This is a genomic window from Amycolatopsis aidingensis, from assembly GCF_018885265.1.
In the GTDB taxonomy this organism is placed as follows: domain Bacteria; phylum Actinomycetota; class Actinomycetes; order Mycobacteriales; family Pseudonocardiaceae; genus Amycolatopsis; species Amycolatopsis aidingensis.
In genome coordinates, this window is the sequence record NZ_CP076538.1 from 5,073,481 (window position 1) to 5,088,410 (window position 14,930).

A 14,930-nucleotide genomic window follows, 5' to 3' on the forward strand; every position below is an offset into this window, starting at 1 on the left:
CGTGGAGGAATTCAGCAATGGTGTCGACGGGGGAGCGCGCACCGGGGGTGTTCGTGTCGTATGCGCATGACTCGGCTGAGCACAAGGCGCAGGTGTGGGAGTTCGGCAGGCTACTCGAAGCGGAAGGTGTCGATGTCCGGCTCGACCAGGGGGACGGCGGGAGGCGACGGGACTGGTACGTCTGGGCTATGCGGCGGATCACCGAGGCGGACTTCGTCGTCGTGGTGGCCTCGCCGCGGTACCGGGAGGCCGGTAACGGGCTCGTGCCGCCAGGGGAGAACCGGGGCGTGCAGACCGAGGCCGCCCTGCTGCGGGACCTGCTGCACCGGGACCGCGCGGTGTGGCTGACCAGGCTGCTGCCGGTGGTGCTGCCCGGCCGGTGCGTGGACGAGATCCCGCTGTTCCTGCAGCCCTACTGCGCCGACCACTACCTGGTTCCCGAGCTCAGCAGCGCTGGTGTCGCCGACCTGCTCGAGGTGCTGCGGGCCGGGCAGGCACCCGCAAGGCCCGTGCGCGGGCGCGGGCGGGTGCCGCCGCCGAACGCCTCGTGTGCCCCCGTCCTGCGCACCACAGCGGCCACGATGGCTGCACTGCCGAGGGACACCGCCGGGTTCACCGGCAGGCAGGCCGAGCTGAACGATCTGCTCGGCGCCGTCACCGGCCCGGCAGGCCATGCGGCACTGCTGCACGCCGTGGAGGGGATGCCGGGTGTCGGCAAGACGACCTTCGCCGTGCACGCGGCCCACCTGCTGGCCGACCGTTTTCCGGACGGCCAGCTGTTCCTGCACCTGCATGGCCACACCCCGGAGAAACAACCGCTCGAAGCCTCGACCGCGCTCGGCGCGCTGCTGCAGGCCGTCGGCGTGGCCGCGCAGCAGCTGCCGTGCGGGGTGGAGGAGCGAGCGCGGATGTGGCGGGACCGGTTGGCGGAGAAGAAGATGCTGGTCCTGCTCGACGACGCGGCCGGCCCGGAGCAGTTGCAGCCGCTGCTGCCGACCGCTGGCCAGTGCCTCGTGCTGATCACCAGCAGGCGACGGCTGAATACCCTGGACGTCCGGCCGATCTCGCTGGACGTGCTGCCGCCAGGGCAGGCCACCGAGATGTTCTTCCGGCTCGCCCGCACGCGGGCCGACAAGCACGATCCGCCCGCGGTCGCCGAGTTGATGGGGCTGTGCGGGCACCTTCCGCTCGCCATCGCGCTCACCGCGGGCAGGCTGCGCAGCCACCCGTGCTGGACCATCCCGTACCTGATCGGGCAGCTGTCCACGGCGCAGGACGGGCTCGGCGAGGTGCACGCGGGCAACCTCGCCGCCGCGGCCGCCTTCGATCTGTCCTATCGCGACCTCACCGAGGACCAGCAGCGCCTGTTTCGCAGGCTGGGCCTGCATCCCGGCGACCAGGTGGACGCCTACGCCGCGGCCGCGCTCGACGACGCCGACCTCGCCTCGACGCGGCTGCGGCTGGAGGCGCTCTACAGCCACCATCTCGTGCAGGAACCGGCACCGGGCCGCTACCGGCTGCACGACCTGATCCGGGACTACGCAGGCACGCTAGCCGGAACGGACCCGGAGGCGGAGCGGCACCGGGCGGTCGGCAGGCTGGTCGCGTACTACCTGCACACCGCGATCGTGGCGAACGAGCGGGTGCCGGGGCACACCGCGACGGTGTACCCGGCCAGGGTCCGGCCACCCGCGCACGCACCGGAACTCGGTACCGAGCAGGCGGCGCTGGCCTGGCTGGCGGCCGAACGGGTCAACCTGGGGCTGTGCGTCAGCTACGCCGCGCGCAGCGGCGGCGGCCGGTGCGCGGTGTGGCTGGCCCTGGCCATGCACGCCTTCCTGCTGTTGCACGGGCACTGGGACCATGCCCTGACCGTGCACCGGCGGGCGCTGGCCGCAGCCATGGACAACGGCGACGAGCTGGGGCAGGCCGCGATCCTCGGCAAGCTCGGCCATGTGCAGTACATGACGAACGACTTCGCCGCGGCTACGGCCAGCCTCACCACCGCGCGGACCCGCTACCTCGAGCTCGGCCAGCGGCAGGGCCAGGCGGACACCCTCGCCGACCTCGGCCGGGTACAGCACATGCTGCGGAACCACCCCGCGGCCGCGGCGAGCCTGCGTATCGCACACCGGACCTACCGCAGCCTCGGCGACGAGCTGGGCGAGGCCGACTGCCTCACCAGCCTGGGCGCGTTGCAGCACGACACCGGAAACAGCGCGGACAGCCTCGCCAGCCATCAGCGTGCGCACGAGCTGTACCTCAAGGTCGGCAACGCCTTCGGCGAGGCGCGCAGCCTGAACAGCCTCGGTGCGCTGCACGCGCTGCACTGCGAGTACCCGGCCGCGATGGCGAAGTTCCGGCGGGCGAACGATCTGGTCGCCTCGCTCGGGGACACCCTCGGCGAGGCGAAGACCCTGAACAACCTCGGGATCGTGCACCACTCGATGGGCCAGTACCCTGCCGCCGTCGCCGCCCTGACCAGGGCGCGTGCCCTGTATCTTCGGCTCGGCGAACGGTACGGCGAGGCGAACACCCTGGTCCACCTCGGACACACGCATACGGTGACCGGGAACCACGCCGACGCCAGGGCCGCGCTCGACCACGCTCATGAGGTGCTCACCCGCGCCGGGGACAGCCGTGGCGAGGCCAAGGCGCTCAACCGGCTGGGCAGGCTGTACCACGCGGTCGGCGACCACGCGACGGCGCTGGCCTACTTCAACCGGGCCCGCGACCTCTACACCGAACTCGGCGACACCCGTGGCGAGGCGATGGCCAATGCGGGGCTTGGCGTGCTGCGCCGGGTGCGCGGGGATTACAAGACCGCGCTGGCCGACCTCACCTATGCCTGCACCCTGTACAGCGGCAGCCATGACCGGGAGGGCCAGGCGGAGACCTTGAACAGCCTCGGCGACCTCGCGTTCGAATGGCCGTACGCGGGCGAGCCGTTCGTGCACTACCGCCAGGCGCTTGAGCTGGCAAGGGAGATCGCGGTTCCGCTGGAACAGGCTCGCGCGCTGGAGGGCACCAGCCGGTGCCTGCGGCGCCGGGACCGCGACGGCGCCGAGAGCTATCTCCAGGAGGCGGTACGGCTGTACCGGCAGCTGGGGATCCCACGGCCAAGCCCGAGCTGACGGGCCTCGGCCGCACCGGAATCGCGGGTGCTCCGCCTCCGGCGCGGCCGTGCCGCGAGCTGACCGGGTCGCGGCACGGTGTCGTTACTCCGATCAGTGACGTCAGCATTTCCCACCACGAGCATGCCGAACTCCGATACGGTCCGCACCGCGAGGCGGATCGCGAACGAGGGGATGCCATGGTCGTGGACTCGGGTGAGGATTTCATCGCGGATATCGCGCGTCCGGCGGTGGCCGCCGTGGCACCGCAGGAGTTGCCGTTGTTCTCCGCGACCTGTGCCGCGTACCTGCGCGATCCCGAACGCGCGCTCGCCGGGCGGCGGCGCCGCGACGAGACCCTCGGCTCCGGCATCGAGACCATCGTCGAGCTGGTCTCACCGATCGCTCTCGCCGTCGCCACGGCGGTGTACCAGCAATTGATCGACCGGGCCGGCGAGGCCGTGACGCGTGGGACCGGCCGCCTGTTCGCCCGCCTGCGCCGCAAGGCGATCGACACCAGCCGACCCGTGCCCCGGACACCACTGTCCGCCGAGCAACGCGCCGACCTGCGCGAGGTTGCCGAGGCACGGGCCCGCGCACTGGGCCTCGCCGATGAGCAGGTGCAGCTGCTGGTCGGCGCAATCATGGACGGTCTCCAGCGACGCGAAGAGGGATGAGTCCCGCCGGCATGCAGCGCGTACGCTCGGGCACGACCCTGCGGATGGCGCTGCTGATCGCCATGACGGTGGCGTCCGCCAGCCTGATCTATCTGCTGCTCGCTCCTCCCGGGCCCGGCGAAATGCTGCGGGAGCTCCAACGGTGCAAGGCGGAGTCCGGTTGGGCAAACCTGGTGGCCATCGACCTGCTGACGGTCGAGCGCGTCCAGGGCTCGCTGGACGACTTCTCGGCTTGCCAGGCGGCCGCTTTCGGCGGGCGGTCGTGGTGGATCGCGGCGGGGCTGACGGTCCTGTTCGCACTGACCGTGGTATTGTATCACCTCCAGCCGTGGTGGCGGATCCGGCGCTCGGGGCTGGTGGACCTGTCACGGACCGCCGACCCGGACCTGCTGGCGGAACTGGACCGGATGGTCCTCGCCGCGGGTCTGCGCCACCGCCCCCGGTTCCTGGCCGACCCGGTCAACCAGCACACCGGCGCGCTCGCCTTCGGCCGCGGCAGACGACCGCTGATCTGCCTGGACGCCGGGCTGCTCACCCGGTTCCACACGGATCCGACCGCGTTCCGCGCTGTGCTGACCCACGAGTTGGCCCACCTGCGCAACCGGGACGTGGCGATCACCTACTTCGCCATCGCGATCTGGCGGGCCTTCCTCGGTGCCGCCGTGCTGCCCTACGTCGGCGTCTTCCTGTTCCAGGCGCGCGAGCCGGCCATCCTGGTCACGCTCACCCTCCCGGTCACCGTGCTGGCCGGGCTGGTCCTGGTGTCCCGCAACGGGATCCTCCGGCTGCGCGAGCACCACGCGGACCTCACCGCCGCCCGCCTGCTCGCCTCGACCGAACCTGGCGACTACCTGCCCGGACTCGCTCCGGTGCGAGCACACCGCCTGCTCGCGCCGCTGCGCAAGCACCCTTCGCCCGCGGCTCGCCTCGCCGTGCTCACCGATCCGGCCCTGGTGTACCGACCGGGGTTCTGGGAATCCGTCACCACCGGCGTGGTCCTGCAGATCGCCGTCTCCCAGGCCGTCTTCGCCCTGTTCCACTTCGGTGCCTCGACCGATGTGGTGCTGTCCACCGGGCAGCTCTTGGCGGGCGCGGGCCTGGCCGCCGCGCTCGGGGTCGCGGTACTGCGGGCGCATCAGTACCGGGCCGCGGGCGGCACGGATCGGCGGCTGCTCGTGCTGCCGGGACTCGGCATCGCCCTCGGGGTAGCGGTCGGCCACAACGTCACGGCTGTGGACACCCACCTGTCGAGTATCGGGACCACTGCGACCGGCACCGCGCTGGTCGTGCTCCCGCTGATCCTGCTCGGCGAGTGGGCTTTCGCGACCTCGCACTCGATCACGACCATGCCGCGGCGCGGCGTGCGGTGGGGCGGGACGGTCGCCGTCGGCGCGACCGTGCTGATCCTGTGCGTGTCCGTGCTCAGCCTGGCCAGCATGCCGAGGGCGATGCCCGGCTACGCCGGCTCGTTCCTGGCCATGCGGCCACCGCTGGAGCAGCTGGCAGACGCCGCGGGCTGGACCGCGCTGGACCTTCCGCTGACCATTGGCGTCTGGCTTCCGCTGACTCTGCTGTCGGACGCCGTACTGGGCGTGCTGGGAAAAGCCGGCGTGGTGCTGCTCTGGGCCGTCCCCTGGTCCTGGTGCGCCGCAGGGCCGACCGGTCCGCCCTGCTCGCCGGGGTCCTCGGTGCCCTGGCATGGCTGGTGTTCTCGCTCATCCTCCGGGCGATGCTGCGCGCCGACGTGCCACTGCCCGCCCGCGACGACGCATCGTTCCGCATGGTGCTGTCGGCATGGGAAGTCACCGGCGTCGTGCTCGCGCAGCTCGTCGTCTGCGCCATCGTGTCACTGCGGCGGCCGAGATCGCTGGTGCGCACCATGTTCGCCGGTGCCGTCACCGCAACGCTGTGCGCGCTGGCGCTGTGGATCCTGTTCATCACCGATGCCTGTGTGCCGTTCCTGCGGGCCGCCAAGACCACCTGCCCCGCCCGGGTGGACATCGAGTACGGGACGACGATCTTCGGCCTGCTGACGGTCGGCGGCCTCCTCGCCGCCATCGCCGGGTACGCGATCGCCTCGGTGCCGCGGCCACGGCGCCCCGCCACGGTGCCGGCAGGGCCCCGGCTCGGCTACGGCATCGCGGCGGGCGTGTTCGCCGCGATCTGCCTGCTCGTGGTGCCTGTGCCCAAACCACCCGAGGTGGCGGAGGGCCCGCTCGCCGAAGCGGCGGCCGACGCGCGGGCGAACCGCGCGGACTCGCCGGAAGCGTTGCGATCCTGGCTGGACAACGAAGGGCTACGGCTGTTCAACGCGGTACTCGGGCCGCTGCGGCGGGCGATGGTCGAGGGCGGAGGCGACCCGGACGCGGGCATCGCCCCCGACCTGAAGGCCGCCCGCGCCGAGCTCGCCGAGGTGGCCCGCACCGTCGAAGAGGTCCGGACCGAGCCAGGGCCACCCGGCCGGAAGGCGCACCGGCTGTGGTCCGACTGGCTGTCCAGTGTGGACACAGCAGCCCGGCTCATCGCCCGCGGGATGGAGACCGGGGACAAGGCGCTACTGAACGAGGGTTTGGCCGAGTACGGCCGCTCCACCAAGCTCATCGAGTCCCTGGCCGCGATAAGTGAGTGACCGGTGTCCGGGCCGGCCCGCGGCCGGCCCGGACGAACGGCTCAGTGCCTGTTTTCTCCGCTCGTCTCGAGCGGCAAGAGTCCAGCTCAGGAACAGGTTGCTCAGGCCAGGTCGAACCGGTCGAGGTTCATCACCTTGTCCCACGCGGCAACGAAGTCGCGCACGAACTTCTCCTGCGCGTCGTCGCAGGCGTAGACCTCGGCGAGGGCACGCAGCTCGGAGTTCGAGCCGAACACCAGGTCGACCCTGCTGCCGGTCCACCTGACCTCGCCGCTGTCCCGGTCGAGGCCCTCGAAGGACTCCGCATCCGAACCCGATCCGGCCGCGGGCTTCCACTCCGTGCCCATGTCGAGCAGGTTCACGAAGAAGTCGTTGGTCAGCGAGCCGGGCCGGTCGGTGAGCACGCCGAGCGGCGCGTTGTCGTAGTTCGCGCCCAGCACCCGCAGGCCGCCGACGAGCACCGTCATCTCCGGCGCGCTCAGCGTGAGCAGGTTCGCCCTGTCGATGAGCATGTACTCGGCGGGCAGCGGGGCGGCCTTGCCGACGTAGTTGCGGAACCCGTCGGCGAGCGGCTCGAGGTGGGAGAACGACTCCACATCGGTCTGCTCCGCGGAGGCGTCCATCCGCCCCGGGGTGAACGGCACCTCGATCTCGTGGCCCGCGTTCCGCGCGGCCTGCTCGATGCCGGCGCAGCCGCCGAGCACGACCAGGTCGGCGAGCGAGACCTTCTTGTTTCCGCTCTGTGCGGAGTTGAACGACTGCTGGATGCCCTCCAGGGTGCGCAGCACCTTGGCGAGCTGGTCCGGGTTGTTGACCTCCCAGCTGCGCTGCGGCTCCAGCCGGATCCGCGCACCGTTGGCGCCGCCCCGCTTGTCGCTGCCGCGGAACGTCGATGCGGCCGCCCATGCCGCCGACACCAGCTCGGACACTGAAAGGTCCGAGCCGAGGATCTGGCTCTTCAGGTTCGCGATGTCCGCCGCGTCGACGAGGTCGTGGTCCACGGCGGGGATCGGGTCCTGCCAGATCAGCGTCTCGCCCGGCACCTCGGGGCCGAGATAACGCTGGATCGGCCCCAGGTCGCGGTGGGTCAGCTTGAACCACGCCCTGGCGAAGGCGTCCGCGAACTCCTCGGGGTTCGCCATGAACCGCCGTGCGATCGGCTCGTAGATCGGGTCGACCTTGAGCGAGAGGTCCGTGGTGAGCATGTTCGGCGTGATCTTCTTCGCGGCGTCGTGCGCATGCGGGACCGTGCCCTCGCCCGCGCCGTCCTTGGGCTTCCACTGCCAGCCGCCACCGGGGCCCTGGTACAGCTCCCACTCGTAGCCGAACAGGTTCTCGAAGAAGCCGTTGCTCCACCGGGTCGGCGTGCTGGTCCAGGTGACCTCGAGGCCACTGGTGATGGCGTCGGCGCCCTTGCCGGTGCCGTAGGTGTTCTTCCAGCCAAGGCCCTGCGCCTCCAGCGGCGCACCCTCGGGGTCGGCCTCGAGGTGGGAGTCCGGAGCCGCACCGTGCGTCTTGCCGAAGGTGTGCCCGCCCGCGATCAGCGCGACGGTCTCCTCGTCGTTCATCGCCATCCGGCCGAAGGTCTCGCGGATGTCCCTTGCGGCGGCGACCGGGTCCGGCTTGCCCTCCGGGCCTTCCGGGTTCACGTAGATCAGGCCCATGTGGGTTGCGCCGAGCGGGTTCTCGAGGACTCGCTTCTCACCGCCGGAGATGCGCATGTCACTCCCGAGCCAGGTGGTCTCGGAACCCCAGTAGACGTCGTCCTCCGGCTCCCAGACGTCCTCCCGGCCGCCGGCGAAGCCGAAGGTCTTGACGCCCATCGACTCCAGCGCGACGTTGCCGGTCAGGATCATCAGGTCGGCCCAGGAGATGTTCTTGCCGTACTTCTTCTTGACCGGCCACAGCAGCCTGCGGGCCTTGTCCAGGCTGACGTTGTCCGGCCAGCTGTTCAGCGGCGCGAACCGCTGCTGGCCGGCACCCGCGCCGCCGCGGCCGTCGCTCACCCGGTAGGTGCCCGCGCTGTGCCAGGCCATCCGGATCATCAGCGGGCCGTAGTGGCCGAAGTCGGCTGGCCACCAGTCCTGCGAGGTGGTCAGCACCTCCTCGATGTCCCGCTTCACCGCGGCCAGGTCGAGGCTGTTGAACGCCTCGGCGTAGTCGAACTCCTCGTCCATGGGGTTGGCCACGGGCGGGTTCTTGGCGAGGATCTTCAGGTTGAGCCGGTTCGGCCACCAGTAGGTGTTGCCGACGCCCTGGGTCGGGTGCGGGAGCCGGTCTCCGTGCACGACCGGACAACCGCCTGCTTCGTTGGTCTCGGACATGAATCCCCTTCGGATGGTTCAGCGTTGCTCAGGAACGGGTTGCGGTGGAGCAGGTGGGGCACAGACCCCAGTAGATGACCTCAGCCTCGTCGATCACGAAACCGAAGTTTTCGGACGGCGCCAGACAGGGCGCGGCACCAACGGAGCAGTCGACATCGGCGATGGCCCCGCATGACCGGCACACCACGTGGTGATGGTTGTCCCCCACCCGCGACTCGTAGCGCGCGACCGAGCCCGGTGGCTGGATCCGCCGCACCAGACCCGCGGCGGTCAGCGCGCGCAGCACATCGTAGACGGCCTGGTGGGAGACCCCGCCGAGGCTCTCCCGCACCAGCCCGATGATCGAGTCCGTGTCGGCATGCGGATGGTCATGGACCGCGGACAGCACCGCCACCCGGGGACGGGTCACCCGCAGGGCGACCCCGCGCAGCATGCGCTCGAAGTCCGCGGTCGTTGGCACGCCCGGCAGTATGCCAAATTTCTGGAATCAATCAAGATTCGGCCCCGGTTCCGCTGATGGTGGCCGGGTGACCTCAGCCGCCCAGGGTGGCGTCGGTGAGCGCCTCGTCGAGGATGGCGACACCGCGGGTGATCTCCTCCTCGCTCGCGGTCAGCGGGGGCGCGATCCGGAAGGTGCCGCCCATTCCGGGCAGCTGCACGATGTTCATGTGCAAGCCGAGCTCGAAGCAGCGCCGGGTCACCGCGGCGCCGAGCCGGTCGGCACCGTCGGTGCCCGGCACGTGCTCGCCGGCCAGTTCCACCCCAAGGAGCAGCCCGCGGCCGCGGACGTCCCCGATGACCTCGTGCCGGGTGGCGAGCTCGTCGAGGCTGCCGCGCAGGAGCGCGCCGAGCCGCTGAGCCCGTTCGTCAAGGCCGTCGCGGACCAGCACATCCAGCACCGTGTTACCGACGGCGGCTGGCAGCGGGTCGTTGACGTGGGTGGTGAAGAACAGGAACCCCCGCTCGTGCGCCTGCCGCTCGATCTCCTCGCTGGTCAGCACGGCGGCCAGCGGCAACCCCGCCCCCAGCGTCTTGGACAGGGTGAGGATGTCCGGGACGACCCCGTCATGCTGGAAGGCGTACCAGTCGCCGGTGCGGCACAGCCCGGTCTGGGCCTCGTCCAGGATCAGCAGCATGTCCCGTTCCCGGCATTTCTGCGCCAGCGCGGCCAGGTATCCCGGCGGGAGTTCGATGACCCCGCCGGAGCTGAGGATCGGTTCGACCAGGCAGGCGGCGAGGCTGCCGACCGACTGGGCGTCGATCAGGTCGAAGCCGAGGTCGAGCTGGCGGCGCCAGTCGAGCGCGCCCTCGGCGTCCACGATGTCGGGATGGAAGCCGTGCGGAACCGGCAGCGCGAAGTTGCCCGGCGCGGCTGGGCCGTAGCCCCTGCGCCCCGCGCTGTACGTTGCGTTCGCGGCCGCCTGGGTCATCCCGTGCCAGGACCGGGCGAAGGAGACGATCTCGTGGCGGCCGGTGACGAGCTTCGCCATCCGCACCGCAGCCTCGTTCGCCTCCGCCCCGGTGGTCAGCAGCAACGCCTTCTCCAGCGGAGCGGGCAGGGTGCCGGCCAGCCTGCGGGCGAGATCGAGGACCGGGCGGCTGAGCATGCCGCTGTAGAGGTGATCGAGCAGGGCTGCCTGCTCGCGGACCGTCGCGACGATCGCCGGATGCGAGTGCCCGAGGATCGCGCTCATCTGCCCGGAGGTGAAGTCGAGCAGCTCGCGACCGTCCTCGGTGAACACCGACGTGCCTGCGGCGCGCGCGATGACCTCCGGGCTGAACGCGGCGTGTCCGGAGTAACGGATCAGGTGGCGGCCGGGATCGGCGGCAGCGTCCTCGGCGTCCTCGGCAGGCATGCGACCGACGTTAGGGATGGACCGCTGCGCACGTCCAGCACACAGAACAGAAGATCCTGTTCGGTAAAACCGTACAATTCCGCGCATGCTGAACTCGTGGCGGCTGCGCCTGCTCAGCCTGCTGGAAACCCTGGGCACGGTGCGCGCGGTCGCGGAGACGCTGCACCTGAGCGCATCGACGGTGTCCCAGCAGCTGGCCATCCTCGAGACCGAGACCCGATGCCGGCTGTTGCAGCGGTCCGGGCGGCGGGTCCAGCTGACCGAGGCCGGTCTGCTGCTGGCCCGCAGGGGCAGGGAGATCCTGGACCGGATGGCCGAGACCGAGTCCGAGCTGCGCGCCCTGAACGACGAGCCGATCGGCACCGTCCGGCTCGGGGTGTTCCAGAGCGCCATCTACACCCTCGCGGTGCCGACGGCCTCCCGGCTGGCCACCACCCATCCGGACCTGCGCCTCGAACTGATCGAGCTGGAGCCGCACGAGAGCGGACCGGCCCTGCGGGCGGGTGATGCGGACATCGTCGTCACCACCACCGACTACCCCGGCCTCTCCCGGGGTACCGACCTCGAGATCGTTCCGCTGGGAACCGACCAGATCGTGCTGGTACTGCCGCCTGCGCATCCGCTCACCCGCCGCACCACGGTGAGCCTCGCGGCCTGCGCGGAGGAGACCTGGGCGTGTGACCGGCCGGGGTCGTACCTGGCGGAGCTGACCGCTCGGCTGTGCCGCGAGTCGGGATTCGAGCCCAGGGTGGCCTGCCGGTTCAGCAACTACCTGCTGCTGTTGCAGCACGTCGAGTCGGGCCGCTCGATCACCCTGCTGCCCGCGCTGGCCGTCACCCCTGAGCACGCCGTCGTCACCAGGGAGCTCAGCACACCGGTACACCGCAACATCACCATCGTGGTGCGGCACGGCGCCACGCAGCGCGCCGCGGTGCACGCGGTGGTGGCGGCACTGCGCGACCATCCCGAGATCCCGGCCCTGTCCGCACCGCACCAGCGTCCCGGCAGGGAACAGCACCCGACCGCCCCGTGACGAGGCGCCCACGGTCACATCGCGGCCGTGGGATTCGTCAGGGTGGTGAGCACCCGAGGGAGAGGGACGATCATGACCGAACGGGACCTCCTGGCCAGGCGGTTCGAGGAGCACCGCACCCAGTTGCGGGCGGTGGCATACCGGATGCTCGGCTCCCTTGCCGAGGCCGAGGACGCCGTGCAGGAGGCCTGGCTGCGCCTGGCGCGGTCCGAGGCCGAGGAGATCGACAACCTCGGCGGCTGGCTGACCACCGTCGTCGGCAGGGTGTGCCTGGACCTGCTGCGCGCCCGCAGGAAGCGACGCGAGGACCCACTGGAAGCAGGCCTGCCGGACCCGGTGGTCAGCATGAAGGACGACACCGACCCGGAAGCGCAGGCATTGGCCGCCGACTCGGTGGGGCTGGCGCTGCTGGTGGTGCTGGAGTCGCTGAACCCGGCCGAACGGCTCGCCTTCGTGCTGCACGACATGTTCGGTATGCCGTTCGAGGAGATCGCCCCGATCATCGACCGCACCCCGGTGGCGGCGCGGAAGCTCGCCAGCCGCGCCCGCGGGCAGGTGCGCGGCGCGGCCCCGAGCCCGGACCCGGACCTTGCCACCCAGCGCCGGGTGGTCCATGCCTTCCTCACCGCCGCGCGGGACGGCGACTTCGAGGCCCTGCTGGCCGTCCTGGATCCGGACATCGTGCTCCGCGCCGACAGCGGAACCACGCTTCCCGGCGGTCTGCGGGTGGTCCGGGGCGCCGATGCGGTGGCGAACCAGGCCACCACCTTCCGGCGCATGGCCACCACGATGGTCAGCAGGCACGCACTGGTCAACGGGGCAGCGGGACTCGTCAACACCAGGGAAGGCGAACTCTTCTCGATCATGAGCTTCACCATCGTCAAGGAGCGGATCGTCGCCATCGACATCCTCGCCGATCCGGACCGGCTGGCGGGCTTCGATCTCAGGGAACCGCATCCGGGGATGTGAGCTCGAGGAGGGTGTTCACCCGCTGCAGTACGTCCAGCTGGGCGGGGTTGTACAGCTCCACCAGTCCATGCAGGACGATCGGTTTGCTGAGGGCCCGCGATGTCGCCACCTCCTTCAAGGACGGCTGTTCCTCGAACTGGCGGCGCGCAACCTGCGCGAGGTCTCCGGCAAGGCGCTGCCTGGTGGCTTCGTCGGCATCCACCGGTAGCGCGTCGAACTCCGCCTGTGCCGGGGGCCGGGGTGCCGAGTGCAGCTCCCACAAGGCGGTCATGGCCGTGGTGTCCAGCACTCTGGAGTAGACCATCAGCAGCGAACGCTCCACATCCGACAGGCCGGCCGCGTTGCCGTCGAATCCCGGTGGCAGGTCCACATGGCTGCGATGCTGCAGGATCAACGCCAGCTCCTCGCGCATCCGCTGCTGCCGTTCGATGCTCGCCTTCAGCTCGGCGTCCAGCGCGCGCAGCGTCTGCTCCGCGTTCTCCTCCGACTCCTCCATGGCCGCGATGTCGGAGGGCGGCACGCCCAGGTCAACGAGCCTGCGGATCCGCAGCAACCGGATCAGGTGCTTGACGCGGTACCGCTTGTATCCGTTCGCGCCTCGTTCCGGCTCCTCGAGCAGCCCGATCCGGTGGTAGTAGCGAACGGTTTTCAGGGTCGTGTTCGCCAGCTCCGCCAGCTCGCGTGTGCTCCAGGCCATCCGCCGCATTGAATACTGTGCCCCTGGGGCATGGTCAAGCGCCGTACCAGGGTCAGCTTGCCCTGGCGCGATGACTTGACCGTGCCCCGAGGGCACAGGCTCCAATCCCGCTGTCAGCGACGAGCGAGAGATTCGGGGACGGATGAGGCGACGGCGTGACATGGGCCGGGGGACGGCCCTTGCGGTGATGATCGGTCTCACGGGGTCGGTGCTCACGGCGCCTGCGGTGGCAGGCGAGCCCGCGACCGGGCTGGTGTGGGGAGCTTGCCCGGAGGATGTGGTGACCAAGGTGGTGGCCCTAAGGTGCGCGACGGTGCCGGTGCCGCTGGACTACGGCGAGCCCGATGGCGCGCAGATCGAGATCATGATTTCCCGGTTGGCCAGCCGGAGCCCTGGCGAGCGGCGGGGCGTGCTGATGCTCAACCCTGGCGGTCCGGGCAGCTCGGGGCTGGCCTTCGCGGACGACCTGGCCTCGTTCGGCATCCCGGCGAGCGTGCTGGACCGCTACGACCTGATCGGTATGGACACCAGAGGAATCGGGCATTCGGCGCCGGTGAGCTGTGGGTTCACCGCCGGGCAGGACTACCTTGGCAACATCCCGCCGTACGCGGTCGACGAGTCGGCGGTCACCGAGCAGGCGAAGATCGCGAAAGCGGTGGCCGAACAGTGTGCCGCTGGCGACGAGGACGGTCGGCTGCGGCACGTGTCGACGGCGAACATGGCGCGGGACCTGGACCGGATCAGGGCCGCGCTCGGCGAGGAGAAGGCGAGCTTCCTCGGGTACTCCTACGGGTCGGCGCTCGGTGCGGCCTACGCGTCGATGTTCCCCGAGCGGTCGGACCGGATCGTGCTGGACAGCAACATCGGTGACACCCACCTCGACCAGGACGGGATGCGCCGGTACGCCCTCGGCATGGAGCAGACGTTCCCGGACTTCGCGAAGTGGGCGGCGGCACGGCACGAGACCTACGGCCTCGGCCGCACGCCGGAACAGGTGCGGAAGACGTACTTCAGGCTCGCCGCGCAGCTCGACGAGAAGCCGGTGAACGGCATCGACGGGCGCTTGTTCCGGCTGGCAACGTTCGCGGCGCTGTACGGGAAGGCGAAGTACGGGCTGACGGCGCAGGCGTGGCAGTCGGTGCGGGACGGTGCCGGGCCGGGGGCATCGCGGCTCGCCGCCACCGCGATGCCGGCGCCGACGGACAACGCGTGGTCGGTGTTCCTCGCGGTGACGTGCAACGACGTCAAGTGGCCCACGGAGGTACGGGCCTACCAGCGCGCCGTGGCCGAGGACCGGGAACGGTACCCGATGTACGGCGCGGCGAGCGCGAACATCCTGCCGTGCGCGTTCTGGCCGTACGAGCAGGCGGAGCCGCCGGTGGAGGTCGTCGACGAGGGGCAGGCGAACGTGCTGGTGGTGCAGAACCGGCGTGACCCGGTGACCCCGCACCGCGGCGGGGAACTGCTCGACGCGAAGTTCGGCGACCGGTCGCGGTTGGTGAGCGTCGACGGCAGCGGACACGGCGTCTACGTCCTCGGTGCCAACGCGTGCGCGCTGAACATCACGACGAGCTTCCTGGTGGAGGGGAAGCTGCCGAGGCGGGAGGTGTCCTGCAGGTGATCCACCGGGGG

Annotated in this window: 11 protein-coding genes; 7 read left to right on the forward strand and 4 right to left on the reverse strand. The window is 70.7% G+C overall.

Annotated elements, in window-relative coordinates:
• Positions 1-17: 17 nt before the first annotated feature.
• From KOI47_RS23195 to KOI47_RS23210, 4 genes are all read left to right on the forward strand, one after another.
• Positions 18-3,134 (forward strand): ATP-binding protein, encoded by a 3,117-nt coding sequence (locus KOI47_RS23195; protein WP_216207258.1) that lies wholly within the window; start codon positions 18-20, stop codon positions 3,132-3,134.
• A 179-nt stretch (positions 3,135-3,313) separates the two neighbouring features.
• The gene (locus KOI47_RS23200; protein WP_216207261.1) at positions 3,314-3,790 is read left to right on the forward strand and encodes a hypothetical protein; all 477 of its coding nucleotides are present in this window, start codon (positions 3,314-3,316) and stop codon (positions 3,788-3,790) included.
• Positions 3,791-3,801: 11 nt separating this feature from the next.
• Entirely contained in the window at positions 3,802-5,823 is a 2,022-nt protein-coding gene (locus KOI47_RS23205) for a M48 family metallopeptidase (RefSeq protein WP_216207264.1), read from the forward strand.
• A complete protein-coding gene (locus KOI47_RS23210) occupies positions 5,742-6,419 on the forward strand; it encodes a hypothetical protein (protein ID WP_216207268.1) in 678 nt (225 codons plus the stop codon). The genes KOI47_RS23205 and KOI47_RS23210 overlap by 82 nt, the downstream gene beginning before the upstream one ends.
• Positions 6,420-6,520: 101 nt before the next feature.
• Here the strand turns inward: KOI47_RS23210 and katG are convergent, their stop codons facing one another.
• The 3 genes from katG to KOI47_RS23225 form a co-directional block, all read right to left on the reverse strand.
• The gene (gene katG / locus KOI47_RS23215; RefSeq protein ID WP_216207270.1) at positions 6,521-8,743 is read right to left on the reverse strand and encodes a catalase/peroxidase HPI; all 2,223 of its coding nucleotides are present in this window, start codon (positions 8,741-8,743) and stop codon (positions 6,521-6,523) included.
• Between the two features lie 28 nt (positions 8,744-8,771).
• Positions 8,772-9,203, reverse strand: a complete 432-nt coding sequence (locus KOI47_RS23220; protein ID WP_216207273.1) for a Fur family transcriptional regulator — start codon at positions 9,201-9,203, stop codon at positions 8,772-8,774.
• A gap of 73 nt (positions 9,204-9,276) precedes the next feature.
• On the reverse strand, positions 9,277-10,599 hold the full coding sequence (locus KOI47_RS23225; protein ID WP_216207276.1) for an aspartate aminotransferase family protein: 1,323 nt from the start codon (positions 10,597-10,599) through the stop codon (positions 9,277-9,279).
• A gap of 85 nt (positions 10,600-10,684) precedes the next feature.
• Between KOI47_RS23225 and KOI47_RS23230 the strand changes: the two genes are divergently transcribed.
• Both KOI47_RS23230 and sigJ read left to right on the forward strand, forming a co-directional pair.
• Positions 10,685-11,632, forward strand: a complete 948-nt coding sequence (locus KOI47_RS23230; RefSeq protein WP_216207278.1) for a LysR substrate-binding domain-containing protein — start codon at positions 10,685-10,687, stop codon at positions 11,630-11,632.
• Positions 11,633-11,704: 72 nt separating this feature from the next.
• On the forward strand, positions 11,705-12,601 hold the full coding sequence (gene sigJ, locus KOI47_RS23235) for an RNA polymerase sigma factor SigJ (protein ID WP_216207281.1): 897 nt from the start codon (positions 11,705-11,707) through the stop codon (positions 12,599-12,601).
• On the opposite strand, the gene KOI47_RS23240 is transcribed toward sigJ, so the two are convergent.
• Complete coding sequence (locus KOI47_RS23240) at positions 12,576-13,298, reverse strand: helix-turn-helix domain-containing protein (RefSeq protein ID WP_216207283.1); 723 nt, start codon at positions 13,296-13,298, stop codon at positions 12,576-12,578. The two genes, sigJ and KOI47_RS23240, sit on opposite strands and share 26 nt — an antisense overlap.
• A gap of 187 nt (positions 13,299-13,485) precedes the next feature.
• Between KOI47_RS23240 and KOI47_RS23245 the strand changes: the two genes are divergently transcribed.
• On the forward strand, positions 13,486-14,919 hold the full coding sequence (locus tag KOI47_RS23245) for an alpha/beta hydrolase (RefSeq protein ID WP_232376190.1): 1,434 nt from the start codon (positions 13,486-13,488) through the stop codon (positions 14,917-14,919).
• Positions 14,920-14,930: the final 11 nt, after the last annotated feature.